26 protein-coding genes are annotated in these 25,273 nt (G+C 38.4%); 23 read left to right on the plus strand and 3 right to left on the minus strand.

What is annotated here, in order from left to right:
- The first annotated feature begins 152 nt into the window (after positions 1-152).
- From accB to ubiB, 8 genes are read left to right on the plus strand one after another with little or no spacing between them, the layout of a single operon-like run.
- Entirely contained in the window at positions 153-596 is a 444-nt protein-coding gene (gene accB, locus ABXT44_RS08685; protein WP_416686960.1) for an acetyl-CoA carboxylase biotin carboxyl carrier protein, read from the plus strand.
- A complete protein-coding gene (accC, locus tag ABXT44_RS08690) occupies positions 593-1,945 on the plus strand; it encodes an acetyl-CoA carboxylase biotin carboxylase subunit (protein WP_416686962.1) in 1,353 nt (450 codons plus the stop codon). Before accB ends, accC begins: the two co-directional genes overlap by 4 nt.
- Positions 1,945-2,979 carry an N-acetyl-gamma-glutamyl-phosphate reductase gene (argC, locus tag ABXT44_RS08695; protein WP_416686965.1) on the plus strand — a complete coding sequence of 345 codons (1,035 nt, stop codon included), beginning with the start codon at positions 1,945-1,947 and terminating at the stop codon, positions 2,977-2,979. The genes accC and argC overlap by 1 nt, the downstream gene beginning before the upstream one ends.
- A gap of 34 nt (positions 2,980-3,013) precedes the next feature.
- Positions 3,014-3,367 (plus strand): iron-sulfur cluster insertion protein ErpA, encoded by a 354-nt coding sequence (gene erpA, locus ABXT44_RS08700; RefSeq protein WP_416678005.1) that lies wholly within the window; start codon positions 3,014-3,016, stop codon positions 3,365-3,367.
- Positions 3,368-3,377: 10 nt separating this feature from the next.
- Positions 3,378-4,514 carry a citrate synthase gene (locus ABXT44_RS08705; RefSeq protein WP_416688479.1) on the plus strand — a complete coding sequence of 379 codons (1,137 nt, stop codon included), beginning with the start codon at positions 3,378-3,380 and terminating at the stop codon, positions 4,512-4,514.
- Positions 4,515-4,516: 2 nt separating this feature from the next.
- Positions 4,517-5,257, plus strand: a complete 741-nt coding sequence (gene ubiE / locus ABXT44_RS08710; RefSeq protein ID WP_416686967.1) for a bifunctional demethylmenaquinone methyltransferase/2-methoxy-6-polyprenyl-1,4-benzoquinol methylase UbiE — start codon at positions 4,517-4,519, stop codon at positions 5,255-5,257.
- 5 nt (positions 5,258-5,262) lie between these two features.
- Complete coding sequence (locus ABXT44_RS08715; protein ID WP_416686969.1) at positions 5,263-5,784, plus strand: SCP2 sterol-binding domain-containing protein; 522 nt, start codon at positions 5,263-5,265, stop codon at positions 5,782-5,784.
- On the plus strand, positions 5,781-7,385 hold the full coding sequence (gene ubiB / locus ABXT44_RS08720) for a ubiquinone biosynthesis regulatory protein kinase UbiB (RefSeq protein ID WP_416686971.1): 1,605 nt from the start codon (positions 5,781-5,783) through the stop codon (positions 7,383-7,385). The genes ABXT44_RS08715 and ubiB overlap by 4 nt, the downstream gene beginning before the upstream one ends.
- Positions 7,386-7,425: 40 nt before the next feature.
- Here the strand turns inward: ubiB and ABXT44_RS08725 are convergent, their stop codons facing one another.
- Together ABXT44_RS08725 and ABXT44_RS08730 are read right to left on the minus strand one after the other, a co-directional pair.
- Complete coding sequence (locus ABXT44_RS08725; RefSeq protein WP_416686974.1) at positions 7,426-7,821, minus strand: hypothetical protein; 396 nt, start codon at positions 7,819-7,821, stop codon at positions 7,426-7,428.
- 76 nt (positions 7,822-7,897) lie between these two features.
- Positions 7,898-8,287, minus strand: a complete 390-nt coding sequence (locus ABXT44_RS08730; protein WP_416686976.1) for a toxin-antitoxin system YwqK family antitoxin — start codon at positions 8,285-8,287, stop codon at positions 7,898-7,900.
- Positions 8,288-8,468: 181 nt separating this feature from the next.
- Between ABXT44_RS08730 and ABXT44_RS08735 the strand changes: the two genes are divergently transcribed.
- The 15 genes from ABXT44_RS08735 to ABXT44_RS08805 all read left to right on the plus strand — a co-directional run bounded on the left by ABXT44_RS08735 (position 8,469) and on the right by ABXT44_RS08805 (position 24,730).
- Positions 8,469-9,161: a 50S ribosomal protein L25/general stress protein Ctc gene (locus tag ABXT44_RS08735; RefSeq protein WP_416678019.1), complete on the plus strand. Its 693-nt coding sequence runs from the start codon at positions 8,469-8,471 to the stop codon at positions 9,159-9,161.
- Positions 9,162-9,211: 50 nt separating this feature from the next.
- A complete protein-coding gene (gene pth, locus ABXT44_RS08740) occupies positions 9,212-9,781 on the plus strand; it encodes an aminoacyl-tRNA hydrolase (RefSeq protein WP_416686977.1) in 570 nt (189 codons plus the stop codon).
- Between the two features lie 12 nt (positions 9,782-9,793).
- Positions 9,794-10,885 (plus strand): redox-regulated ATPase YchF, encoded by a 1,092-nt coding sequence (gene ychF / locus ABXT44_RS08745; RefSeq protein WP_416678023.1) that lies wholly within the window; start codon positions 9,794-9,796, stop codon positions 10,883-10,885.
- Between the two features lie 14 nt (positions 10,886-10,899).
- Positions 10,900-12,426 carry a 2,3-bisphosphoglycerate-independent phosphoglycerate mutase gene (gene gpmI, locus ABXT44_RS08750; RefSeq protein WP_416686980.1) on the plus strand — a complete coding sequence of 509 codons (1,527 nt, stop codon included), beginning with the start codon at positions 10,900-10,902 and terminating at the stop codon, positions 12,424-12,426.
- A 12-nt stretch (positions 12,427-12,438) separates the two neighbouring features.
- Entirely contained in the window at positions 12,439-13,113 is a 675-nt protein-coding gene (rpe, locus tag ABXT44_RS08755; RefSeq protein WP_416686981.1) for a ribulose-phosphate 3-epimerase, read from the plus strand.
- 77 nt (positions 13,114-13,190) lie between these two features.
- Complete coding sequence (locus ABXT44_RS08760) at positions 13,191-14,492, plus strand: O-acetylhomoserine aminocarboxypropyltransferase/cysteine synthase family protein (RefSeq protein WP_416686982.1); 1,302 nt, start codon at positions 13,191-13,193, stop codon at positions 14,490-14,492.
- The gene (locus ABXT44_RS08765) at positions 14,492-15,283 is read left to right on the plus strand and encodes an alpha/beta fold hydrolase (protein ID WP_416686984.1); all 792 of its coding nucleotides are present in this window, start codon (positions 14,492-14,494) and stop codon (positions 15,281-15,283) included. The genes ABXT44_RS08760 and ABXT44_RS08765 overlap by 1 nt, the downstream gene beginning before the upstream one ends.
- On the plus strand, positions 15,280-17,577 hold the full coding sequence (locus ABXT44_RS08770) for a 3-hydroxyacyl-CoA dehydrogenase NAD-binding domain-containing protein (protein ID WP_416686986.1): 2,298 nt from the start codon (positions 15,280-15,282) through the stop codon (positions 17,575-17,577). Before ABXT44_RS08765 ends, ABXT44_RS08770 begins: the two co-directional genes overlap by 4 nt.
- An 11-nt stretch (positions 17,578-17,588) precedes the next feature.
- On the plus strand, positions 17,589-19,202 hold the full coding sequence (locus ABXT44_RS08775) for a long-chain-fatty-acid--CoA ligase (protein WP_416686988.1): 1,614 nt from the start codon (positions 17,589-17,591) through the stop codon (positions 19,200-19,202).
- Positions 19,202-20,956, plus strand: a complete 1,755-nt coding sequence (locus ABXT44_RS08780; RefSeq protein ID WP_416686990.1) for an acyl-CoA dehydrogenase family protein — start codon at positions 19,202-19,204, stop codon at positions 20,954-20,956. The genes ABXT44_RS08775 and ABXT44_RS08780 overlap by 1 nt, the downstream gene beginning before the upstream one ends.
- 72 nt (positions 20,957-21,028) lie before the next feature.
- Positions 21,029-21,850, plus strand: a complete 822-nt coding sequence (locus tag ABXT44_RS08785; RefSeq protein WP_416686992.1) for a ZrgA family zinc uptake protein — start codon at positions 21,029-21,031, stop codon at positions 21,848-21,850.
- An 11-nt stretch (positions 21,851-21,861) separates the two neighbouring features.
- Positions 21,862-22,521, plus strand: a complete 660-nt coding sequence (locus tag ABXT44_RS08790; RefSeq protein ID WP_416686994.1) for an ABC transporter ATP-binding protein — start codon at positions 21,862-21,864, stop codon at positions 22,519-22,521.
- Positions 22,522-22,537: 16 nt separating this feature from the next.
- On the plus strand, positions 22,538-23,761 hold the full coding sequence (locus ABXT44_RS08795) for an ABC transporter permease (protein WP_416686996.1): 1,224 nt from the start codon (positions 22,538-22,540) through the stop codon (positions 23,759-23,761).
- Positions 23,762-23,766: 5 nt separating this feature from the next.
- Positions 23,767-24,321: a DUF3299 domain-containing protein gene (locus ABXT44_RS08800; RefSeq protein WP_416686998.1), complete on the plus strand. Its 555-nt coding sequence runs from the start codon at positions 23,767-23,769 to the stop codon at positions 24,319-24,321.
- Positions 24,314-24,730, plus strand: a complete 417-nt coding sequence (locus ABXT44_RS08805) for a Fur family transcriptional regulator (RefSeq protein ID WP_271541885.1) — start codon at positions 24,314-24,316, stop codon at positions 24,728-24,730. The genes ABXT44_RS08800 and ABXT44_RS08805 overlap by 8 nt, the downstream gene beginning before the upstream one ends.
- A 14-nt stretch (positions 24,731-24,744) precedes the next feature.
- Here the strand turns inward: ABXT44_RS08805 and ABXT44_RS08810 are convergent, their stop codons facing one another.
- Entirely contained in the window at positions 24,745-25,266 is a 522-nt protein-coding gene (locus tag ABXT44_RS08810; RefSeq protein WP_416687000.1) for an SOUL family heme-binding protein, read from the minus strand.
- Between the last annotated feature and the right edge of the window lie 7 nt (positions 25,267-25,273).

A 25,273-nucleotide genomic window follows, 5' to 3' on the forward strand; every position in this document is an offset into this window, starting at 1 on the left:
CTTACAGTTAAAATCTAGTCTTAAAGGCTTATTTATTATTATTTTTAAGCCAAAACATGAACTTGCAATCATTGCCTGCCTTAATGGCCGCAATGTGAATTTGTATTTAGATTCAAAAAACTAGTTGCAAAGAATAATAAAGGGGAACGTAAATGGATATTCGAAAAGTTAAAAAGCTAATGGAGCTTCTAGAGGAATCTGGAATGTCAGAAATTGAAATTAAAGAAGGTGAAGAGTCAGTAAAAATTTCTAGATATGGAAATTCGCCTGCACCAAGTCACTCTTTTGTTCAACAACAAGCGCCTACTTCATTGCCTCCAGTGGTTGCGGCTCCAGCAATTGCAGATGAGCCCTCAACTGTTGGTCAGTCTTTAACATCTCCCATGGTAGGAACTTACTATTCAGCCCCATCTCCAACTGCAAAGCCTTTTGTTACAATTGGTCAGCACGTAAAACAGGGCGACACCATTGGTATTGTTGAGGCCATGAAGATAATGAACCAAATTGAAGCTGAGAAGTCTGGAACAGTCCTTCAAATTCTTGTTAAAGATGGTGAAGCTGTAGAATTTGGACAACCGCTAATCATAGTCGAATGAGCTCAATAAAAAAAGTTTTAATTGCTAACCGGGGTGAAATTGCACTTCGAATTCTTAGGGCTTGCAAAGAACTTGGAATCCAAACTGTAGCAGTATATTCAACAGCAGATAAAGACTTAAAGCACGTTCGTTTAGCTGATGAAGCCGTTTGTATTGGGCCACATCCATCTATCAAAAGCTATTTAAATATTCCAGCTATTATAAGTGCGGCTGAGGTCACACACTCTGATGCAATACATCCAGGATATGGATTTCTTTCTGAAAGCGCCGATTTTGCCGATCAAGTTGAGCAAAGTGGCTTTATCTTTATTGGTCCACACGCAGAAAATATAAGGGTTATGGGGGACAAGGTAGCTGCCATTGAGGCAATGCAAAGCTCTGGCGTACCTTGTGTTCCAGGATCAAATGGAGCATTAGATGACAACGAACAAAGAAGCATTAAAATTGCCAGAGAAATTGGCTTACCAATAATTATTAAAGCTTCTGGTGGTGGTGGTGGCCGAGGAATGCGAGTTGTTGACTCTGAAGATGACTTAGCTGACTCAATAAGGCTCACTCAATCTGAGGCGTTAAGCTTTTTTGGTAATGGTGAAGTTTATATGGAAAAATTCTTAACGACCCCTCGCCATGTTGAGATTCAAATTCTAGCGGACCAGCATGGAAACGCAGTACATCTTGGTGAAAGAGACTGCTCAATGCAAAGGCGTCATCAAAAAGTTGTAGAAGAGGCTCCTGCACCAGGAATCTCTCCAAAATTACGAAATAAAATTGGCAATATTTGTGCTGAAGCTTGTAAAAAAATTAACTATCGTGGAGCTGGGACCTTTGAATTTCTTTTCGATAATGATGAGTTTTACTTTATTGAAATGAACACTAGAGTTCAGGTTGAGCATCCAGTAACTGAAATGATCACTGGTGTTGATATTGTCCGTGAACAAATCTTAATTGCGGGTGGTGATAAGTTATCAATAACTCAAGATCAAGTTGAAATTAAAGGTCATGCTATTGAATGTAGAATTAATGCTGAAGATCCTGAAACTTTTATGCCTTCACCAGGAAAAATTACACAGTACCATGCTGCTGGCGGTCTTGGAGTTAGAATAGACTCTCACATTTATAATGGCTATAATGTCCCGCCATACTATGACTCTATGATTGGAAAAGTGATTACTTTTGGCGACAATCGAAATAATGCAATTATTAAGATGCAAAATGCTCTTGATGAAATGGTTATTGATGGAATAAAAACAAATATTCCACTTCAAAGAAAAATTATGACCGATAAAGTGTTTAGGAAAGGTGGTATGAATATTCACTATCTAGAAAAGATGCTTGGGGATGAAGAATAATGAAAATTAAAGTTGGAATAATTGGTGGTTCAGGATATACCGGTATTGAACTATTGCGTATCATCCATCAACATCCACTTGCAGAAGTTACCTCGATTACATCAAGGGCTCTTCAAGGTAAAAAAATATCAGACGTTTTCCCCAACATGCATGGTCTCTCAGAGTTGGTATATTCACTTCCCGATGATAAAGCTTTATTTGAATGTGATATTGTTTTCTTTGCAACGCCTCATGGGGTTGCCATGGATAATGCTGAATCTTTTCTTGAAAAAGGCGTCAAAGTTGTTGATTTGGGTGCTGACTTTAGGATTAATGATGCTGACTTATGGTCAGATTGGTACAAAATGGAACACTCACAGCCTTCACTTCTTGAGGAGGCAGTATATGGTCAGCCTGAAATTAGACGAGATGCTATAAAAAATGCACGACTAGTTGCAAATCCTGGATGTTACCCAACAGCCGTTCTTCTGGCCTTAAAGCCTCTTCTTGAGAGTGGCTTAATTGATATCTCAAACATAATTGCAGACTGCAAATCTGGAGCTAGCGGAGCAGGAAGAATTGCCAACCAAGCAACTCTTCTTTGTGAGATAACTGAAAGCTTTAAGCCATATGCAGTAGGTGGCCACAGACACTTTCCTGAAATAAAGCAAGAGCTAGAACTTATTGCTGGGAAACCAATTGGATTAACTTTTGTTCCCCACTTGCTTCCTATGATTCGAGGCATTGAGGCTACGATTTATGTTGACCTTGTTGATTCATCTGTCAATGTTAGGCCTTATTTCGAAAATGCCTACAAAAACGAAGAATTTGTTAAAATACTCCCTGAAGGTACTTATCCTGAAACGCGTTCAGTTAAATCATCGAACTATTGCCAGATTTCAATTCAGTATATTGAACACAGCAATAAACTAGTAATTATGTCGGTTATTGACAACTTAGTTAAGGGTGCTGCGGGACAAGCAATCCAAAATATGAACTTAATGTTTGGGCTTGCAGAAAAGGAAGGCCTTACACAGATTGGTTTACTACCTTAAAAGTAGTCTATATATAATAATTTGGAGATGCCCTATGGTTGCCGCTGAAATTCAAGATGAAGCTGATATAGTTTTTAGCGATAGTGCTGCAAGCAGGGTGGCGCAACTCATCAAGGAAGAAAAAAACCCAGCTTTAAGGCTTAGAGTTTATATTACTGGTGGAGGATGTTCAGGCTTCTCCTACGGCTTTGCTTTTGATGAAAACCTTAAAGAAGGTGATAGTGGTGTTAATAAGCAGGGCGTTGAGTTAGTTATCGACCCAATGAGTTATCAGTATCTAATGGGTTCAACAGTAGACTATCTTGAGGATCTCCAAGGAGCAAGATTTATTGTAAGTAACCCTAATGCCAAAACCACGTGTGGTTGTGGCTCTTCTTTTTCAATTTAATAACAATATTATGACCGAATATATTCCAGGCCTAGCAGGCGTTCCAGCAACTAAATCAGCAATTTCTTCAATCGATGGAGAAAAAGGAATACTCGCTTATAGAGGCTACTCCATTCAAGATCTCGTCGAGCACTCCTCATTTGAAGAAACTGCTTTGTTGTTAATGAATGGTGAATTGCCTTCACCTAAAGAGCTGTCAACCTTTAAAAATATTTTACAAAAAAGAAATGAAGTAAAACGAAAAATCCGCCATTTACTTTGGTCGCTTCCACCAACTGGCCACTCAATGGATGTGCTTCAAACTGCAATGGCTGCAATGGCTACTTTTTACCCAGATGCTGGCGCATCAGAGCCAGACTCGGCCTATACGCAAAATGCGCTTATTAAAATAATCTCAAACATGAGCACTCTGGTCGCAATGTGGACTCGCATTAGTAGAGGATATGATCCAATTCCTCCAAGCAACAAGATGTCTTATGCTGAAAATTTTATGTACATGTGTTTTGGAGAGGAATCTGACCCAGAAATTGTTAACCTTTTAGATGCCTCCTTAATTTTACATGCCGAGCATACAATCAACGCCTCCACTTTTTCTACCATGGTGACAGCATCTACTCTTGCTAATCCTTTTTCTTCAATTGCATCAGGAGTTGGAACACTTGCAGGACCTTTGCATGGCAACGCAAATGAAAATGTGCTTCTTATGCTTGATGAAATTGGTTCTGCAAAAAATGCCCGCCCTTGGATTGAAAATAGACTCAAAAACAAACAAGTTATCTGGGGAATGGGTCATCGTGAGTATAAAACCAAAGATCCTAGAGCCACAATTCTTGAAAAAATGATTAAAACTTATATTAAGAAAAATGGCCTCAACTTATCTAACCGATTCGAAACAGCGCTTGAAGTTGAAAGCATCTGTGAGGAGTTATTGTCTCAAAAAGGTGTCTATCCCAACGTTGACTTTTATTCTGGCATCCTTTACTCAGAAATATTTAGCTTTACCAAAGAACACTTTACTCCTATTTTTGCCATGGCTCGTTCAGCTGGATGGGTAGCTCATTGGCACGAGCAGGTTAGTCACAATAGAATCTTTAGGCCAACACAGATATATACTGGTGCTGACTTTAGGGACTATCCCTCTAGTTAATAATGGACAAGACTACACACTTTGGCTTTAAACAGGTCGACGTTGAAAAAAAACAAGGCCTAGTTAAGGGTGTATTTGACTCAGTTGCAGGCAAATATGACCTCATGAATGATGTCATGTCAATGGGGACCCACCGTCTGTGGAAAAACTACACAATCTCTAGTAGCAATGTATCAGAAGGAGATCATGTTCTTGATATTGCTGGAGGAACAGGTGATCTGGCTATAAAATTTAGAAAAAAAGTTGGCGAATCTGGAAAGGTTATCTTATCTGACATCAATGGCTCAATGCTGAATGAGGGCAGAAAAAATCTTTTGAATCATGGCATTATTGATGTGGACTTTGTTCAGGCCAATGCTGAATCTCTCCCATTTGAAGACAACACATTTGATTGTGTAAGTATTGCGTTTGGCTTAAGGAATGTAACAAATAAAGATGTTGCCCTTCAGCAAATGTATCGTATTTTAAAAAAAGGTGGCACATTACTGATTTTGGAGTTTTCTAAAGTTGAAAATGAGATGCTTAAAAAAATATACGATTTATACTCTTTCAACGTTATACCAAAATTTGGTGAATTTTTTGCAAATGATGAAGATAGTTATCAATACCTTGCGGAATCAATTCGCAAACATCCTGATCAAGAAACCTTGAAGTCTATGGCGCTTGATGCTGGGTTTGGTTTTTGTGAGTATCACAATCTTACGGGTGGCATAGTCGCACTTCATAAAGCAATCAAAACTTAATTACTATGTTTCGCCTCGCTATTGAAAAAGCTCTTAACCACATGGTAAATGTTAATGACATTAACATAACGCGCCTCGATAATAGTCTAGTTAGCGTGTATGTTGATGATATTGATTTAAGGCTTTTTTTTCTGTGTCTAAATTCTCGCATTTTCGTCATAGAAAATAGTGAGCAAAAAAATACTAATGTTGATATCACTCTCAATAAAAAAGCCTTTTTAGCTTTATTTAAAGGTATATCTTTTGAAGATTTAATTGAAAGCGAAGATATTGAAATTAATGGAAGCATTAAAACAGCACAGCAGTTGGCTGACTTACTTGCATTATCCTCTATTGACATTGAAGAGCTTATTTCTCAATATACTGGGGACATTATTGCGCATCAGCTTGGACAAACATTAGATAGGATTAAAGGCTCGTCATCTCAGGAAAAGGATTCATTTGTTGAAAACTTAAAAAATGAATTTACCACTCTTTTGATTGCCCCTAGTCGGTCTAAATTTTTTAAAAAAGCGCGTTCTAGATGAAAAGCTTTTTTCGCTTCCTTGGCATATCAAGGACTCTAATTCGGTATCGATTAGATCATCTTATATTATCTACTTCGCTCTTAAAAAGCCTCAAGCCACTAATTTATTTGACACCATGGCATTACTTTCCGAGCAAAAAATTTACTCGAGGTGAAAGAATTCGCCTTGCACTCGAAGAACTAGGCCCAATATTTATTAAATTTGGTCAAACGCTCTCAACTCGAAGGGACCTTCTTCCAGAAGATATAGGCAATGAATTAGCAAAACTCCAAGATACATGCCCTCCCTTTCCTGCTAAAGAATCTAAGTTGATTATTGAAAAAGCCCTTGATGAAAGCGTCTCAACCCTATTTGCATCTTTTGATGATGAACCCTTAGCCTCGGCATCTATTGCACAGGTTCATAGTGCGATTACTCATAATGAGGAAGAAATTATTATTAAGGTTGTTCGCCCAGGAATAGAAAAACAGATTAAAAAAGATATTCGCCTACTTTATGCATTTGCAGGCTTAGCTGAAAAGCATCCTGACGGCAAAAGACTGAGGCCAAGAGAAGCGGTTGCTGAATTTGAAACTATCATTTATAACGAACTTAATATGATGGTTGAAGCAGCTAATGCATCTCTACTTAGAAAGAACTTTAGTGACTCTAGCCTTCTTTATGTTCCAAAAGTACACTGGGATTATTGCCGCTCTAACATACTAGTAACTGAGCGCATTTATGGAACTCCAGTAACTAATATTGAGGCCTTAAAGAGCACTGATACAAACCTTCGAACTCTTGCTGAAAATGGTGTGGTGATTTTCTTCACCCAAGTGTTTGATCATAATTTTTTCCATGCTGATATGCATCCAGGAAACATTTTTGTTGGTGAAAATGATCAATATATTGGTGTTGATTTTGGCATTATGGGTACCCTAACAGAGGCCGATCAATACTATCTTGCTCAAAACTTTTTAGCGTTTTTCAATCAGGATTATAAAAAAGTAGCTCAAGTCCATCTTGAGTCAGGGTGGATACCAGAAGGAACAAACGTCTTAGAGTTTGAAAACGCCATTCGAAGCGTTTGTGAACCGATATTCGAAAAACCTTTAAGTGAAATTTCTTTTGGTCAAGTTTTATTAAGCTTACTAAAAGAGGCTAAACGTTTTGATATGGAAGTTCAGCCTCAACTTCTATTACTCTATAAAACGTTACTAAACATTGAAGGGTTAGGTCGAACTCTATACCCTGAACTTGACCTTTGGGCAACTGCAAAGCCTTACCTTGAAAAGCTTGCCAAAGACAAATACAGCTTAAAAAACACTGTTAAAAAAATCTCTGCTCAACTCCCTGAACTTATTTTAGAATTACCCGAAATCCCTATGTTGGTTATTAACGCTTTAAAACAAATTGAAAAAGGCTCGCTTAAACAAGAAAATTCAAAAAAACAAACAGAAGCGATTCTCTCTCAACTTCGAGAAAATTCTCTAAAGGAGCGTGCAACTATTATTGCAATATCGCTTCTTGCACTCACAGGGTTCCTTGTTACTCAATCAATCTGGACTTATGCAGCAGTAAGTGCATTTTCCAGCCTTATATTCTGGTTTAAATCTCGCTAAAGAAACTCAACAAGACGTAAAAATTGGAAGTTTTACGGGTTTAGTCATCTAGTAAAAAAGTTGGCATCTTGTAGTACATATCAACTGAGTTATCTATTATTTTTACTTTTTTTTCAGGGCCTTGTTCCCAACATTTAACTGATGTAATCATTGCGTTTTGAGATAAAACCAAAACCTTACTAAGCGGAGGAGTGGCTATGCCGTCTGAAGCCTTTATTGGCTTATCATTTTTATCATAAATGGCACACTTAATACTTGTAACTTCATTAGTACTGATGAAAATTGAAGTGCTATCAGCTAGCTCTTTTCTCTCAAAAGAAAAGCTCTCAACTATAATTCCATCGGGATCTCCATCAATTGTAGCCATTTTATTAATTTCATCAGCAGAAATTGAATGGGACGTTAAAAAAAGTACAATTAGGAATAATTTTGTCATAATAAGTGAGTCTAAGTCTTAGGAAAAAAGTTAAACATTGATTAGGAGCCTTTATACTAAGACTATATTAAGCTGATCAGCCGTTAGTATTTCCTGATATCTCTCCATTTTCCAAAATGTACTCTGCCGCTCTTACACCATCTTCATAGAAAATAGATTTACCATTAAGAATACCATTTTTATATTCTTGCTCGGACTCTAAAAGACCATCTTCATTCCAAGCAGTTAGAACTCCTTCAAGTTTATTATCTTCATAAAAACCTGCTGAAGCTTTTTTCCCATTCTCATACCAATAAGTCAGCGTTCCTGCAAGCTCATTATTTTCATAGAATCCCTCTGAAGCTTTTTTGCCACTTTCATACCAGTAAGTTTCCCTTCCATATTTAATGCCATCTTTATAAGTTGTCTCTAGCCTCATGCCATTATCTAAATTCTCAGTATGTAGTCCATTTGTATTTTTATTCATAGTAAGATTATATTTGATTTTGCCTTAAAGTCCAAATTTCGTTTGATGCCTTAGTGCACCCCAATGATGACTATAGCAAAAGAAATTCGGGTAAAATAATGCTCCAGCCTATCTGGTCGCAAGACGGGCAATATTGGTTACACCACTAAACGTGGTTTTTTTATTTATTGGAGAACTCAAAATGAGTATTACTGTAAACGCATTAGAGCGTAAAGATCAAGGGAAAGGTGCGAGCCGCCGCTTGAGAAAAGAAGAAAGAGTACCAGGTATCGTTTATGGCGGAACTAAAGCGCCACAGATGGTAACACTAAACATTCATGAAATCACCCACTTACTAGAAAATGAAAATACATTCACTTCTGTATTAGATTTGATGGTTGATAAATCAAAAGAATCTGTTGTTTTAAAAGACATTCAGCGTCATCCTGCAAAAAATACTGTTCAACATATGGATTTTTTACGAGTAGACGCAAAACACGCTCTTGTTACAATGACTCCATTACACTTTATTGGAATGGATGAAAATGAGGCATTAAGGCTAGGAAATATGCTGAATCAATTCGTTGTTTCGGTTGAAATCTCATGCTTACCGCAAGACCTTCCAAATGGTATTGATGTAGATGTTACCAATCTAGAGATTGGTGATCATCTAACACTAACTAATCTTGTCTTGCCTAAAGGCGTTGTAATTACTTCACTTCAGCATGAAGATGTTGAGGCGCATGATCAAACTGTATGTTCTGTCACGGAACCTAAAGTTATCGTAGAGGAAGAGGAAGAAATAATAGAATCTACTGATTCTGAAACAGAAGGCGAAGAGGGTGAATCTAATGAGGGCTCTGAAGGTTCAAAAGATGGTGACGAAAAAGAATAAAACGTTGCCAGCCCTTATTGGCTCAATAAATACTTAAACGAAGCGTTGTAATGATTAAATTAATTGTTGGACTGGGGAACCCGGGAAAAGAATATCAAGGACATCGTCACAACGCCGGCTTTTGGTTTGTTGATTCATTAGCTAGCGTTTTAGGCTCCAAATTTAATGGTCAGTCTAAGTTTCTAGGAGAAACTTCAACCATTAGCTTTGGCTCTAAAAAAGTTCACCTTCTCAAGCCTCAGACCTTTATGAATAATTCTGGCGGCTCTATCAAAAGCTTATTGAGTTATTACAACATCAAACCTGAAGAGACTCTTGTAATTCATGATGAGTTAGATTTGCCTGTTGGCTTAATCAAGCTAAAACTAGGTGGTGGACATGGTGGTCATAACGGCTTAAGAGACGCAATTAAAGCACTTGATACGAATAATTTTTATCGTCTAAGAATGGGAATAGGCCATCCAGGAACAAAAAATGATGTTGTAGATTTTGTTTTAAGCTCCCCAACTAGCTCTGAATTAAAACTAATTGAACAAGGAATGATAGAAGCATCAGGCGTTATTGAAATGCTAGTTGATGGAGATTTTGAAGCCGCTATGAAGGCCCTTCATTCCTTATAATGGAGCAAAAATATGGGATTTAAATGTGGCATAGTTGGACTTCCAAATGTAGGTAAATCAACACTATTCAATGCGCTAACAATGGCGGGCATAGATTCAGAAAACTACCCCTTTTGTACGATTGAGCCAAACGTTGGCATCGTGCCTGTTAATGATCCTCGATTACAAGGATTAGCAAACATCGTTACTCCAGAAAAAATTTTACCAACCACAATGGAGTTTGTAGATATTGCTGGATTGGTTGAGGGCGCTTCAAAAGGTGAAGGACTAGGAAATCAATTTCTTTCAAATATTCGTGAAACAGATGCAATCCTGCACGTTGTTCGATGCTTTGAAAATGATGACATCATTCATGTTTCAAACAAAGTTGATCCACTTGATGACATAGATACAATTAATACGGAGCTTGCCTTATCCGATCTTTTTAGCGCAGAAAAGGCCTACCAAAAAGCTATAAAAAACTCCAAATCAGGGCAAAAAGAAGGTCTGCCTTTAAAAAACTTGCTTGAAAAAATCCTACCAACTCTTGAAGAAGGCCATGCAGTTAGATCTCTTGTCTTTACTGAAGAAGAGGAAAAGCTAGTTAAGGGTCTGCAATTGCTTACTTCAAAGCCAGTTCTTTATGTTGCCAATGTAAGTGAAAATGGCTTTACAAACAATCCTCACTTATCTGCATTAACGAACTATGCAGATAATGAAAATAGTCAAGTTGTTGCTGTATGTGCTGATATTGAGTCTGAAATTGCTGAGCTTGATGACGAAGACAAGCAAGGTTTTTTAGATGAGATGGGGCAATCTGAATCTGGCCTTGATCGCCTAATTAAAGCGGGATATAGCTTGCTAGGGCTTCAAACATATTTTACCGCAGGTGTTAAAGAGGTTAGAGCCTGGACAATAAACATTGGAGATTCAGCTCCAATGGCCGCGGGTAAAATACATGGTGACTTTGAAAAAGGCTTTATTAGAGCTGAAACGATTTCATATGAAGACTTTATTCAATATAAAGGCGAAAAAGGGTCAAAAGACGCCGGCAAGTTGCGCTCTGAAGGAAAGGAATATGTTGTTAAAGATGGTGATGTAGTTCACTTTTTATTTAATGTATAACTGTTAATTTTTCAATGAAAAATACAAAACTACTTTTAATTTTAGATGGCTGGGGCTATTCTCAAAACACTGAGAATAACGCAATAGCAATGGCCAATACCCCTAACTGGAATCATCTTATTGATACCTACCCTAATACGTTAATTGGTACCTCTGGAAAAAGTGTTGGACTGCCGGAAGGCCAAATGGGCAATTCAGAAGTAGGCCACTTAACAATTGGTGCGGGAAGAATTGTTGAGCAAGATTTCACCAGAATAGGTAATGACATTAAAAGTGGTGCTTTCTTCAGCAATAAAAATTTGTGCAAAGCACTTGACTCTGCTAAGGCTAATAATAAAGCAGTGCATATTCTTGGACTCTTATCTGATGGAGGAGTTCACTCTCACCAAGACCACATTTATGCGGCTCTTGAGCTGGCAAAACAAAAAGGCTGCAAAGAGGTTTATTTTCATGTCTTTACAGATGGGCGTGATACGCCGCCAAACAGTGCCTCAAAATTTATTGAACTGCTGGAGTTAAAAATCTCTGAGCTAAATTTAGGTAAAATTGTTTCAGTAGTAGGAAGGTTCTATGCAATGGATCGAGACAATCGCTGGGAGAGGGTTTCAAAAGCTTATGAATTAATATCTTCTGGAAAAGGAGATCGTAAAGCAGATTCTGCAAAAAATGCAATCCAAATGGCCTATGAAGAAGGCGAAAATGATGAGTTTATTGCTCCTACAATTATTGGTGAACCTGTAAAAATTAATAATGGTGATACAGTAATCTTTATGAATTATCGTGCAGATCGTGCAAGAGAAATAACTCAAGCTCTAACTTCAGAAATATTTGATGGATTTGATAGGCATGCGTTCAAAAAATGCAATTTTATTTGCCTCACAGAGTTCAAGAAAGACTTTAATCTTGAGTGCGCTTATCCTCCAATATCTGTCTTTAACACTCTGGGTTACTATATTTCAAGCCTTGGTTTTAGTCAGCTTAGAATTGCTGAAACTGAAAAATACGCACACGTTACCTTTTTCTTTAATGGGGGCGTTGAGACAATACTTGCTGGAGAAGAAAGAAAGCTTATTCAATCGCCTAATGTAAAAACTTATGATTTAAAGCCGGAAATGAGTGCATACGAATTAACTGAAAATCTTATTTCAGAACTTAAATCTCGAAAACATAAACTGGTTGTTTGTAATTTTGCCAACACAGACATGGTTGGGCACACTGGAAACCTTGAGGCGGCCATTAAAGCCGTTGAAGCAGTCGATAGCTGCTTAGGAAAAATTCACCAGGCATGTCTAGAGTCTGAAACCGAAGTTCTCATTACTGCAGACCATGGAAATGTAGAACAAATGTTAGACCCTGAAACGCAAAAAAACCATACTGCACATACAACTAATCCAGTCCCTTTAATATATGTTGGGAAAAGGAAAAGCTCACTATTGGGCCCACATATTGGTACACTTGCAGACCTAGCGCCTTCGCTTTTGGAGCTTATGGAAATTGATCAGCCAAAAGAAATGACAGGCCAAAGCCTTTTTATAGAATAAACGGAGACTAAAATGAAGCAACCAAACTTTATCGCCCCCTCAATACTTTCAGCAGATTTTGCTAAGCTTGGAGAAGAGGTTGATAATGTTTTAGTTGCTGGTGCCGACATTGTTCATTTTGATGTCATGGATAATCACTATGTGCCAAACCTTACAATTGGGCCTTTAGTTTGCGAAGCACTGAGAAATCATGGTGTTACTGCACCAATCGATGTTCACTTAATGGTCAAGCCAGTCGATAGAATTATTCCTGACTTTGCAAAAGCGGGGGCTTCTTACATCACATTTCACCCCGAAGCCTCTGATCATATAGACCGCACAATAGGGCTTATAAAAGAAAATGGCTGCAAAGCAGGTTTAGTTTTTAACCCAGCAACCTCACTTCACTATTTAGAGCATGTAATCGATCAACTTGACATGATACTGCTGATGTCAGTAAATCCAGGATTTGGAGGTCAGTCTTTCATAGCCTCGTCTTTAGAAAAATTGAAAATTGTAAGAAAATTAATTGATGAAAAAGGCCTTAGCACAAGACTTGAGGTTGATGGTGGCGTTAAAGTTGACAATATTCAAGAAATTGCGGCAGCTGGTGCTGATACATTTGTCGCCGGGTCAGCAATTTTTAATACTGAAAATTACAAGTTAACGATTGACAAAATGCGCAAAGAGCTGGCTTTAGCTAAATAACCTTTAAGACAAAATTTAAACCACCTCAATAGCCAGTTGTGAGAAAATATTCTCTTTGTTTTTTAAACTGAGCATTTATGGGAAAGTCATCCTTTTTTGGTCCTGAAACAATATCTTTGCATTCTGGTTATCAGCCAGAATCGTCTTTTGGAAGCAGAGCAGTTCCTATATACCAAACCACCTCTTATGTTTTCGAAACAGTTGACGATGCTGCAGCTCTTTTTAATATTGAAAAAGGTGGTCACATATATAGCCGAATGACCAATCCAACAGTTGCGGTTTTAGAGCAGCGAATTGCTGCACTTGAAGGTGGTGTTGGAGCTATTTGTACTGCTTCAGGCATGAGCGCACTTTTTGTTACTTTTATTAGCCTGTGTTCTGCAGGAGATCATATTGTAAGTGCGTCACAAATTTATGGTTCGACAGCAACACTTCTAAAACACACTCTTAAAAGGTTTAATATAGAATGTACCTTTGTTTCTATAAATGATGAAAAAGCCCTAAAAGACGCAATACAAGAAAATACTAAGCTTGTGTTTTGTGAGTCAATAGGAAATCCAGGGCTCGAGGTTTCTGACCTTCCTAAAATTGCTGAAATCGCCCATCAAAATAACTTGCCGCTTGTTGTGGATGCTACTTTTGCTACGCCTGTATTATGCAAGCCTTTAGAGCACGGCGTTGATGTAGTTGTTCACTCAGTCACAAAATGGATTGGTGGGCATGGAGTTGCTGTTGGAGGGGTAATTGTTGATGGCGGTTCTTTTGACTGGGGTTCTAGCAACAAACACCCAACCCTAACAACACCTTATGAGCCATTTCATGGTATAAATTTTTGGGAAGAATTTGGTCCCTCTGCCCTATCAATGAAAATTAGAGCAGAATCAATGCGTGATTTTGGTCCAGCAATGAGCCCTCATAGTGCATTTTTGATTCTTCAAGGAATAGAAACTCTCACCCTTAGAATGAATCAACATGTAAAAAATGCGGTTAAACTTGCAAAGTGGCTCCTAGAACAATCCGCTGTTATGTGGGTTAACCATCCAGATTTACCCGAAAACCCAACTTATGAAATTGCTCAAAAGCTATTTCCAAATGGTGCTGGCTCTATGCTTTGCTTTGGGGTCAAAGGGGGCAGAGAAGGTGGTGCGGCATTTATCAATGCACTAAAATTATCATCTAATTTAGCAAATGTTGGTGACTCAAGAACCTTAGTTCTTCATCCAGCTAGTACTACTCACTCGCGCCTTGATGAAGAAGCAATGAAAGCAGCTGGAAGTAGTGTTGACTTAATACGCGTATCTGTTGGAATAGAATCTGTAACAGATATTATTAGTGACTTCAAATCTGGGCTTAAAGCAGTAGAAAAGGCAATTTCATAATGAATATTGTTGTTGATGGAGAAAATATTTTTGTAGCCACCGGTGGCTGTGCATTTGATCCCAAAAAACCTACTGTGGTGTTTATTCATGGAAGTGGTCTAGACCATAGGTCTTGGGCCCTTCAGGCTAGATGGTTTGCTTTTCATGGTTTTTCAGTATTTGCACCTGACCTGCCAGGTCATAGCCTTTCAGAAGGTAAGCCTTTAAAAACAATTGAAGAGATGGGCAAATGGCTTGGAAAAACTCTTAAACTAGCAGGCTGTGAATCAATACATCTTGTTGGCCACTCTCAAGGATTTCTTGTTGCTTTGGAGACAGCCAGCTCTTTAGGGGCAAAACTAAAAACACTAACTGCTGTTGCAACTGCTGCCTCAATACCTGTTAACGAAGCTCTGGTTGACGCAGCCAAAAAGACACCTATTGATGCAGCTGATATGTTGCTCAAGTGGGGGTTTGGCTCTCAGTCACAATCAGGTAGTAGTGCTGTTCCAGGAATGCAGCCTATAGGAATTGGTCGACAAATAATGGCTAATAATCCCCTAGCAGAAGATCTTATTGCTTGCACTGAATATAAAAATGGCATAAATTGTGCTAAAAATATCAACATTCCATCTAATGTTATTCTCGCAACAGAAGACAAAAATACGCCTCTTCGATTCGGCTTAGAATTAGCTGAGCTGCTGAATGCTGAGACTACGACTATTTCTAATGCAGGCCATATGCTTCCAATAGAGTCTCCAAAAGATACTCTTGACGCTATTAAATCATTCATTCTAAAAAACTCTTCATGACAAATCAAATTAAAAAAGTTGGCGTTATTGGCGCCGGAACAATGGGGGCTGGAATTGCTGGTCAAGTTGCAAATGCTGGGGTAGAAGTCTGGCTTCTTGACCTTCCTAGTGAGGGTGAGAACGTAAACAGCCTAGCGGCTAAAGGCCTTGAAAGGCTTAAAGACCCAGACATGCCTGGCCTTATGAGTAAAGAGGCGGAAAGCCTTATAAGAATTGGAAACACGCGTGATCACTTCCATGAGCTTGAGGATTGCGATTGGATTGCTGAAGCTGTTGTAGAGAGGCTTGATATTAAGCAAGCCCTTTATCAAAAGTTAAATGAAGGTTGTAAAGAGTCAACCATTATTACCTCTAATACCTCAACGATTCCCATTAGTCTTCTGACAAAAGGAATGCCAAAAAAGTTTTGTGAGCGCTTTGCAATAACTCATTTTTTCAACCCAGTTAGATTCATGAGATTACTTGAATTGGTGCGTGGTGAATTTACTAGAGATGAAGTAATTGATACTCTTGATTTATTTAGTGAGAAAATACTTGGAAAAGGTGTTGTCTCATGCTCAGATACGCCTGGCTTTCTTGCTAATAGAGTAGGTGTTTTTGCTATCCAGTGTGCCCTTCATAAAGCCTTTGAATATAAGCTATCACCAACAGAAGCGGATGCTTTTTTTGGCAGACCTCTAGGTCTTCCAAAGACAGGGGTTTTTGGACTATATGATTTAATAGGCATTGATCTTATGGCTGATGTTGTCAAAAGCCTCGTAAGTATACTTCCAGAAAATGATGCTTTTCATAAGTACTCGTCTCAAATTAAGTTTATGAGCAAAATGATTGCAAATGGCCAAACTGGAAATAAAAATGAAAAAGGTTTTTATAAACAAATTGGTGATGAAAGACAAGTAATTGATTTATCGAATGGAAGTTATGGTCCTCATGAGCGCTTAAAGACCCCTCTTCTTAAAGAGGCAGAAAAAATTGGGGTCTCTTTTATTATTAAAGACACAAGCCCGTATGGTCTTTATATATGGGATGTTATTTCAGAAACGCTCTGCTATGCTGCTTCTCTGGTACCAGAGGTCACTGATGATTTAACGCAGATAGATGATGCTATGAAGCTTGGCTATAACTGGGTTCAGGGGCCATTTGAGCTGTTAGATGAAATTGGAATTGAGTACTTTGTTGACAGACTACAAGCTGATGGTAGAGACGTTCCAGAGTTTCTTCTTAAGGCTATTAACAATAAATTTTATATCAATTCAAAATCTGGATTAAGCTCCCTTTCACCTAGTGGAAATCTAAAACCAATTATCAGGCCAGATGGTGTGCTTAGATTTTCTGAAGTGCGACAAACCCTCAAAGCAATCAATTCAAATGAGTCTGCTAGCTGGTTTGAATACGAAGGCGCGGCAATTGTTGAGTTTCACTCAAAAGCTAATGCTCTTGATAGTGGGTCTTTAGATATGATTTCTGATGCAATATCTGAGTCTGAAAAAAAGGGCTTACGAGGCGTGGTAATTCACAATGACTTCCAGCATTTCTCATGTGGGGTTAGTCTTTGGAGTGTTAGAAATTGCTTTGAAAAAAATGACTTTGATGCTCTTGATGCATTTCTTATTTACTTTCAAAACACAATGCTACAAATGAGAAATTCAAAACTACCTGTAATTGCTGCCCCTGTTGGCATGTCAATTGGTGGTGGCTTTGAAGTTGTCCTTCATGCGGATCATGTTGTTGGTCATGCTAACTCTGTCATGGGCCTTGTTGAGTCATTTATGGGGGTTGTTCCAGCTGGTGGTGGATGTAAAGAAACACTATATAGGTGGTCTGAAAGTTTAGGAGACGGTCGGAAAGGTGCCTGGAAATCATTTATGAATATTGGACTTGGTAGAAAAGCCAACTCTCCACAAGAAGCTGATGCTCTATCAATGAGAAGAGCTAATGATGTCTTTCATATGAATAGAGACCGCATACTGACTGATGCGCTTTCATCGATTGAGACAACCTCAAAAGCAAAAGCCCGAAATCCCCTCGCACTTTCTGGCGTAGACCACTTTGAAGAAATGCTGCAATGGCTTACAACAAATCATAAAAATGGCATGCTTACGCCACATGATGTGACTGTTGGAACTGAGATTGGAAGAATTATGACTGGTGGAAATTGTGCTTCTGGTACTATTTTTACTGAACAAGATATTTTAGATGCTGAGCGCTCTTCATTCCTCACTCTTGCTCAAACGCAAGAAACGCAAGCAAGAATTGTATCTATGTTAGATAATGGAATTACGCTTAGAAATTAACCGTTAATGCTATGAAAAAAAATCCTGCAAATTTTATACCTCTTTCACCGCTTTCGTTCTTCCATAGAACAGCGGATGTTTATGGTCAGCACACTTCTGTAATTTATGAAAATAGAGCTTACACTTGGAGTGAGTCAAGAGAAAGATGCGTTCGAATTGCCTCAAGTCTAAAAAGTTATGGCATAAAGCCAGGTGATACTGTCTCGGTACTGGCATTTAACACCCCAGAAATGTTTGAATCACATTTTTCAATTCCAATGGCTGGCGCAATCCTAAACACTATAAATATTAGACTTGATGCCGCAACAATTGCATACATTTTTGACGACAGTAATGCAAAGATGCTCTTTGTTGACAGAGAGCTTTTTGCAGTTGCATCTGAGGCCCTCTCTATGACTTCAGTTAGTCCAAAAATAGTAGTAATAAACGATTCTTTTGCTGAATCACAGCCTGATATTTCTTCAGATATAACTGATTATGAATCACTAGTTGTAAATGGAGATCCTCTATATAACTGGCAAATGCCTGATGATGAGTGGAGCCCACTTTCACTCAGCTACACCTCTGGAACAACTGGAAAACCTAAAGGTGTCGTCTATCATCATCGTGGCTCTTATTTAATGAGTATGGGTACTGTGATTGGCTGGAGCCTTCCCAACCACCCGGTTTATCTGTACTCAGTTCCATTATTTCACTGCAATGGCTGGGGCCATGCTTGGACAATGGCTGCGATCGCTGGAACTATAGTTTGCCTTAGGACTTTTGCCCCTGAAAAAGTATTTAACCTCCTTGAACAGCATAATGTAACTCACTTTGGTGGAGCTCCTATAATGCTCAATATGCTTGCCAACGCGCCTAAAGAAACGCAAAAATATTTTGAGAGAGAAATTAAAGTAATGACTGCTGGCGCACCTCCTCCTGCAAAAGTTTTAGAGAGCATGATGAAACTAGGATTTAATGTTATGCATGTATATGGATTGACTGAAACGTATGGACATATCCTTCAAGCCGCACCTCAAGCATCTTGGCTTAATGAGAGTCCAGCCGAGCTTGCTAAATTAAGCTCAAGGCAGGGAGTAAGATTCCCAATGACCGAGGATGTTAGCGTCATTGATCAAGAGACTGGGCAGCGAGTTCCGCATGACGGAGAGGCGATTGGTGAAATTGTAATTCGCTGTAACACTTGTATGATGGGCTATTGGAACAGCCCCAAGGCAACAGAAGAGGCATTTGCAGGTGGCTGGTTTCATAGTGGCGACCTAGCAGTAATTCATAGTGATGGCTATATTCAAATTAAAGACAGATCAAAAGACATCATCATATCGGGTGGTGAGAATATTTCTTCCGTGGAGGTTGAAAATGTACTTTATCAACATCCTGCAGTCGGAGAAGCAGCAGTTGTAGCAATGCCAAATGAGACTTGGGGAGAAGTGCCGTGTGCATTTGTAGAACTCAAGTCTAACCAAGAGGCTTCTGAAGATGAGCTTATAGCCTTTTGCAAAAACAATATGGCTAAATTTAAAAGGCCAAAAAAAGTTGTCTTTGGGCCGCTGCCAAAAACCGCAACTGGGAAAATACAAAAACACGAGCTTAGAGCGTCAGTTAAAAACCTAGGAGAAGAATAATGTCATACTATACTGCGCCTGTAGAAGATATGAGTTTTGTATTAAAAGAAGTTGTTGAAATTGAAAAACTTTGTAATGAGATAGGCCTTGATGCTTCAACAGTTGACATAATTGATACTGTTTTAGATGCTGCAGGAAAGCTTGCAAAAGAAGAGATAGAACCAATTAACAAAACTGGTGACTCAGAGGGTTTAAAAATTGACAGCTCTGGCAAAATCACTACTGCAACTGGTTTTAAAGAGGCGTACCAGCACTTTGTTGAAGGAGGATGGGGCTCGTTACAATTCTCGCCTAATTATGGAGGACAAGGCGTCCCTTTTGTCGTTGCTGCAAGCGTTCAAGAAATGTGGCATTCGGCAAACATGTCATGGGGTCTGTGCCCTCTCCTTACCCAGGGAGCAGTGGAAGCAATAACTTTAAATGCAAATGAGGAACTCAAACAGCGCTACCTTCCAAAGCTTATATCTGGTGAGTGGAGCGGCACGATGAATCTTACTGAAGGTGATGCAGGGACAGATGTTGGTTCGCTTAAAACGCGAGCAACTCCAAACGGTGATCATTATTTAATCCGTGGTCAAAAAATTTATATTACTTGGGGCGAGCACGATATGTCTGAGAATATCATTCATTTAGTGTTGGCCCGACTGCCAAACTCTCCTCAGGGTGTTAAAGGCATATCTTTGTTTTTAGTGCCAAAGATTCTTGTCAATGATGATGGCTCCCTTGGAGAGTCAAATGACTTAAAAGCATTATCAATTGAGCACAAAATTGGAATTCATGCTTGCCCAACGTGCGTCATGAGCTATGGGGAAGAAGATGGGGCAATTGGCTACTTAGTTGGCGAGGAAAATAGAGGTATTCAGTGTATGTTTACAATGATGAATAATGCAAGACTCACAGTTGGACTCCAGGGAGTATCAGTTTCAGAACGTGCGTACCAACAAGCGCTTAGTTTTTGTAATGAACGTGTTCAAGGAATTGCTCCAGGATTTCAAGAGCCTGGTCCAATCGCTAGGCATCCTGATGTGCAAAGAATGTTAGCAAACATGAAGTCCATTACCGAAGCATCGAGAGCTTTAGCCTATTCCGCTTGTGCAGAAGTTGACTATTCTGGAAGCGACTTGCCAACAGAATTATTAGAAAAACATAAAAGGAAACTTGGAGTCTTAACACCAGTTGTAAAGGGCTGGTGCACTGAAACCGCACAAGAGGTTGCCTCTGTCAGCCTTCAGTGTCACGGAGGAATGGGCTATGTTGAAGAGACTGGAATTGCTCAGATTTTAAGGGATGCACGCATACTTCCAATCTATGAAGGGACCAATGGAATTCAAGCAATGGACCTCGTTGGTAGAAAAATCATTAGCGATGATGGGCTTGGAGTTAGGGAGCTTATTCTAGAAATGCAAGAATGTGTCGAAGCCCCATCATTAACAAAGCTGATTTCCACGTCACAGATTGATCGGTTTAAAAAGTCTCTTGATGATCTTGAAGAAACTGTTTCGATTATTACTAAAAATTCTGATGACAAAGAATTTACTGGAAAAATTGCCTTTGATACACTCATGATGATAGGAACTATTTCAGCAGCTTGGCAAATGCTTTTAAGTGTTGAGAGGGCATCAGTTGCTTTTAAAAACAACACATCATCTTCTGAATTTTTAAAAGAAAAAATTGAAACTGCAAAACACTATCTAGACTTTATCATGCCAAGATATCTATCAAATTTTTCAACAATATCTGCGTGTACGAATTAATTACATTTACCCTATTGCAATAATATTGCATTTAGGATATATTATCCTGTTTTAATTAAACAGGACTCAAAAATGTTAAAACTTAGCTTTCTTTCGTTGCTATTAATTTCTTCTTTTGCAAGCGCAGAGGAAGAAAGGCGTGCAGATGCACATGCCCACGGACTAAACAATTTTTCAATGGTAATCAGTCAAAATCAAGTTGCTATTACTTATGAAATGCCAATAGTTCAACTACTTGATGAACATGACGAGCATGATGAGCATGATGAACATGATGAGCATGATGAACATGATGAGAATGATGAACATGATGAACATGACGAGCATGATGAACATGATGAGAATGATGAACATGACGAGCATGATGAGAATGATGAACATGACGAGCATGATGAACATGACGAGCATGATGAACATGACGAGCATGATGAACATGACGAGCATGATGAACATGACGAGCATGATGAACATGATGAGAATGATGAACATGACGAGCATGATGAGAATGATGAACATGACGAGCATGATGAACATGACGAGCATGATGAACATGACGAGCATGATGAACATGACGAGCATGATAAGTTAACCGTATCAGATGAATCATTAGCTGAATTTCAAAATTATTCACAATTATTTGCATTTCCTAAAGGTGCTAATTGTGACTTAGTTTCATTTAAATCTGAACTTCACAGTGTCTCAACAGAAGGAGATCACAAAGATGTCGAATTATCATATGAGTTTTCTTGCAATGAGCCAAGCCAATTAAAGAGCATTACCATTAATGCATTCAATCACTTCAGTGAACTAGAAAATTTATACTTCGAGGCAGTAATAAATAATAAAGCGCTAACAAAAAGCCTAAAATCTGACGTCGATAAAGTAATATTTTAAATGAGAATCTGATGTTAGAAACACTAGGACTGGAATACCATTATCAGCACGGTAAAAAAATTGTGTTTCCAGAAATAGAGGTTAAAAGGGGGCAGCGATTATTGATTAGTGGCTTTTCAGGCTGTGGTAAAACTACTCTACTCAGCCTGATTGCTGGCGCCTTAAAACTTCAGGCTGGTGATATTAAGTTTGATGGCATTAATTACTCTTCAATGTCCTCCCTGCTTTTGGATAAATTTAGAGCAGATCACATCGGCTATATTTTTCAAACACTTAACCTTATTCCATTTTTAAGTGTTTCAGAAAATATAGCATTGGGTATTAGATTCTCTCAATCTAGAAAATCTAAAGTCAATGATCTAAATCAAGAAATCACTAGACTGGTCAAATCACTAGGGCTAGGAAAAGAGGTTTTAACAACTCCAGTAAACCGCCTAAGTGTTGGTCAGCAACAAAGAGTTGCAGTTGCTAGAGCTCTGCTTGGTAAGCCAGATTTAATTTTAGCTGATGAGCCAACCTCTGCTCTTGATGCTGAAACGACTAAAAAATTTTTAAATGAGGTGATGGACGCCTTTGACTCAACCAAACAGGCAATAATTATGGTGAGTCATGACGCCTCTATTACACATTACTTTGACACTGTCATAGATTTGAATAAACAGCATGCTTAGTCTTTTGCTTAAATCAATGCGCTCAAGGATTATTCCGACATCGCTTGTGACGATATCTTTGATGGCTTCAATGGTTCTGCTATTAAGTATAGAGAGAATTCAACAAGGCACAGAGGAAGGCTTTAATCAAAGTATTTCAGGTGTTGATGCAATTATTGGACCAAGGTCGAGCTCTCTTGAATTGGTTTTATACACAGTTTTTCATCTTGGTAGGCCCACAAACAACATCACAACGAAGACTGTCAATGATATTAAGCAGAGAAGTGATATAAGTTGGCTGGTTCCAATTGCACTAGGTGATAGTCATAGAGGGTTTAGGGTTGTAGCGACTCAATCAAATTACTTTGAGCACATTAAATACGGCAACAATCAATCATTGATTTTTTTGAATGGAGTAGCATTTTCTGAACTATCGGAGGCAGTCTTGGGGTCTGATGTTGCTGAAAGACTTAATTACAATGTTGGTTCAGAAATTCAAATCACCCATGGCTCAGTTGAGTCAATAGGTAGCAAGCATGATGACTTTTCATTTAAGGTTACAGGAATTCTTAAGAAAACAGGAACCCCAATTGATCAAGCTATTTTTTTGGACCTAAAGGGCTATGAGCTGCTTCACCTTGGATGGATGAGTGGGAAAAAAGTATTCAGCCTTGATGATATTGACTTGTCGTCTCTGCCAGCTGGAGCTTTAGACCCAAAAACAGTTACAGCTGCTTTTGTGGGCCTTAAATCAAAGATAACTTTATTTAAATTTACCAAGAGTATTAGAGAATACTCGAAGGAGGCTATATCTGCTGTAATACCGGGCATAGCATTGTCAGAGCTTTGGTCAATTGTTGGGTTAGTTGATAAAGGATTTCAGCTTCTAAGCTGGATTATTATTGCAATCAGCCTCATAGCAATGGTAACTTTAATTATTGCCAGTTTGGATAACCGTAAACAGGAAATGACAATTTACAGAGCCAATGGGGCCTCGCCAAAATTTTTAGCCATAATGGTAATATGTGAGTCTCTTGTAATTGGATTGGTTGCAATTATTGGTGCAATTATTCTGGTGACAATTGTGACTTACTTTGCAACCAATCAGTTAAACTTGGCTTTAGGCATTTCACCTTCGTTTAAGTGGATCAGCTTGGAGGAAATTAAGGTTTTTGGCTTGATCTTATTTGCTGGAGTATTAAGTAGTTTGGTTCCAGCAGTCATGGTTTTTAGAAAAAATTTACATCAAACATTAAGCTAGTCTGCATGTTAAAAAAAATATCCCTCTCCATTTTAATTTTTTTCACGTTAAGCTCTTTTGCCATTGTAGTTACTGATGAGTATTTATCCACAATAGAAGAAAACTGGCTAAGCCTTGAGCCAGCTGATGCATATGATTTTATTCCAGAAGATCTGACCTATGAAATCTATAATAGCCCAGAGTTTCAAGCAAAATTAGAAGAGGCTGGAACAAAACTAAATAAATTGCTAGAAGGAGAAGATATTGCACTTGCTGGATTCATGGTTCCAATTGAATATGTAGGATCTGACATTAGCAAGTTTTTGCTTGTCCCTGAAGCTGGTCAGTGCATCCATGTTCCGCCCCCACCTCTAAATCAAACACTGATTGTCGATGTGTCAAGCAATCCAATAAAGTTTCGCGATTTATACGTACCAATAATTGTTTATGGGAGAATATCTGTAGGATCGCAAAGTTTTGATATTGCTGATAGCGGATATGCCATTACTGATGCAGTTGTTGAGACGCTGCATTTTAGTGACGAGGAGTATAGAAAAAACGAAGAGGAAAGTGATGATTAATAACGCAAAATTAATGTCTAAATGTTTAGAGTCTGGAAAAAGTGCTACGCCTCAAAGAATGTCAATTATTAATGAACTAGACTCTGCAAGAAAAAATCTTTCTGCCTATGATCTGAGGGACTCTTTAAAAGATAAAGGCCATTCATTTAATATTAGTACAATTTATAGGGTCTTAAGCTTTTGGATTGATGTGGGCGTTGTTCATAAAATGGACTCAAGCAATACTTATCTAGTTTGCAATGATAGCCACACAAACCACTTTCATGTCTTGCTTAACTGTACTAGTTGTAAATCTGTGGAAGAGTCTTGTCAGCTTTCAGCTCAACTTTCTTTACCTAAAAGCAACAAGTTTTCAGTTAATAACTCTCAAGCTGTAGAGCTTAGTGGGCTCTGTAAGATGTGCCAGTAGATAAAAAAAACTATTTAACTGCTTATTCTCACCATAAGTTCATTTTTACGAAACATTGGCAGCGTCCATGGTGAATTAAATTGAGCAACCATAAAGCCTCCTTTTATTTCAATCTTGTTTTTTAAAAGCAACTCTGAAAGTTTTTTTTGATAGTTTATGCTTCTAGATTCAGTAGCCCAGCCCCCAAAAGATAGAACAGCGACTTTACCAAGACTCTCTTTCTGAATTGAAACTTCACTTATGTTGGCTTTGGGGAGGTCGCTCATAGAGTGTTCTTTGGGCATTATAAAAGAAATGTTATAAGACTTAAGCCCCTCAGAAGGGCAATCAGCAATAACAGGTGCAGTCATGGCAATTTTCATTTCTTTATCATTGCCACCAAAAATATAACTTGCAATTCTTCTGAATCCAGAAGATGTTGAGGCTTTGTAGTCGGCATGAACTTTTATTGTAGCAATAACCATGTCACTATAACAACGAACTTCAAAGCCTTCACACTTGGATATTATTTTATATTCAGGGGTTTCAATTGCCATTTTTTTA

The organism is Candidatus Pseudothioglobus sp. Uisw_041 (assembly GCF_048087625.1).
In the GTDB taxonomy this organism is placed as follows: Bacteria; Pseudomonadota; Gammaproteobacteria; order PS1; family Pseudothioglobaceae; genus Pseudothioglobus.

What these genes read in the sequence shown, in the direction of transcription:
- ABXT44_RS08770 (WP_416686986.1), top strand. Translation starts at nt 15,280, where the DNA reads ATGACAAATCAAATTAAAAAAGTTGGCGTTATTGGCGCCGGAACAATG.
- ABXT44_RS08810 (WP_416687000.1), bottom strand. Translation starts at nt 25,266, where the DNA reads ATGGCAATTGAAACCCCTGAATATAAAATAATATCCAAGTGTGAAGGC.
- ABXT44_RS08785 (WP_416686992.1), top strand. Translation starts at nt 21,029, where the DNA reads ATGTTAAAACTTAGCTTTCTTTCGTTGCTATTAATTTCTTCTTTTGCA.
- ubiB (WP_416686971.1), top strand. Translation starts at nt 5,781, where the DNA reads ATGAAAAGCTTTTTTCGCTTCCTTGGCATATCAAGGACTCTAATTCGG.
- ABXT44_RS08800 (WP_416686998.1), top strand. Translation starts at nt 23,767, where the DNA reads ATGTTAAAAAAAATATCCCTCTCCATTTTAATTTTTTTCACGTTAAGC.
- rpe (WP_416686981.1), top strand. Translation starts at nt 12,439, where the DNA reads ATGAAGCAACCAAACTTTATCGCCCCCTCAATACTTTCAGCAGATTTT.
- ABXT44_RS08715 (WP_416686969.1), top strand. Translation starts at nt 5,263, where the DNA reads ATGTTTCGCCTCGCTATTGAAAAAGCTCTTAACCACATGGTAAATGTT.
- ABXT44_RS08775 (WP_416686988.1), top strand. Translation starts at nt 17,589, where the DNA reads ATGAAAAAAAATCCTGCAAATTTTATACCTCTTTCACCGCTTTCGTTC.
- ABXT44_RS08765 (WP_416686984.1), top strand. Translation starts at nt 14,492, where the DNA reads ATGAATATTGTTGTTGATGGAGAAAATATTTTTGTAGCCACCGGTGGC.
- accB (WP_416686960.1), top strand. Translation starts at nt 153, where the DNA reads ATGGATATTCGAAAAGTTAAAAAGCTAATGGAGCTTCTAGAGGAATCT.
- gpmI (WP_416686980.1), top strand. Translation starts at nt 10,900, where the DNA reads ATGAAAAATACAAAACTACTTTTAATTTTAGATGGCTGGGGCTATTCT.
- ubiE (WP_416686967.1), top strand. Translation starts at nt 4,517, where the DNA reads ATGGACAAGACTACACACTTTGGCTTTAAACAGGTCGACGTTGAAAAA.
- argC (WP_416686965.1), top strand. Translation starts at nt 1,945, where the DNA reads ATGAAAATTAAAGTTGGAATAATTGGTGGTTCAGGATATACCGGTATT.
- erpA (WP_416678005.1), top strand. Translation starts at nt 3,014, where the DNA reads ATGGTTGCCGCTGAAATTCAAGATGAAGCTGATATAGTTTTTAGCGAT.
- ychF (WP_416678023.1), top strand. Translation starts at nt 9,794, where the DNA reads ATGGGATTTAAATGTGGCATAGTTGGACTTCCAAATGTAGGTAAATCA.
- ABXT44_RS08790 (WP_416686994.1), top strand. Translation starts at nt 21,862, where the DNA reads ATGTTAGAAACACTAGGACTGGAATACCATTATCAGCACGGTAAAAAA.
- ABXT44_RS08725 (WP_416686974.1), bottom strand. Translation starts at nt 7,821, where the DNA reads ATGACAAAATTATTCCTAATTGTACTTTTTTTAACGTCCCATTCAATT.
- ABXT44_RS08795 (WP_416686996.1), top strand. Translation starts at nt 22,538, where the DNA reads ATGCGCTCAAGGATTATTCCGACATCGCTTGTGACGATATCTTTGATG.
- ABXT44_RS08780 (WP_416686990.1), top strand. Translation starts at nt 19,202, where the DNA reads ATGTCATACTATACTGCGCCTGTAGAAGATATGAGTTTTGTATTAAAA.
- ABXT44_RS08735 (WP_416678019.1), top strand. Translation starts at nt 8,469, where the DNA reads ATGAGTATTACTGTAAACGCATTAGAGCGTAAAGATCAAGGGAAAGGT.
- ABXT44_RS08730 (WP_416686976.1), bottom strand. Translation starts at nt 8,287, where the DNA reads ATGAATAAAAATACAAATGGACTACATACTGAGAATTTAGATAATGGC.
- accC (WP_416686962.1), top strand. Translation starts at nt 593, where the DNA reads ATGAGCTCAATAAAAAAAGTTTTAATTGCTAACCGGGGTGAAATTGCA.
- ABXT44_RS08705 (WP_416688479.1), top strand. Translation starts at nt 3,378, where the DNA reads ATGACCGAATATATTCCAGGCCTAGCAGGCGTTCCAGCAACTAAATCA.
- ABXT44_RS08805 (WP_271541885.1), top strand. Translation starts at nt 24,314, where the DNA reads ATGATTAATAACGCAAAATTAATGTCTAAATGTTTAGAGTCTGGAAAA.
- pth (WP_416686977.1), top strand. Translation starts at nt 9,212, where the DNA reads ATGATTAAATTAATTGTTGGACTGGGGAACCCGGGAAAAGAATATCAA.
- ABXT44_RS08760 (WP_416686982.1), top strand. Translation starts at nt 13,191, where the DNA reads ATGGGAAAGTCATCCTTTTTTGGTCCTGAAACAATATCTTTGCATTCT.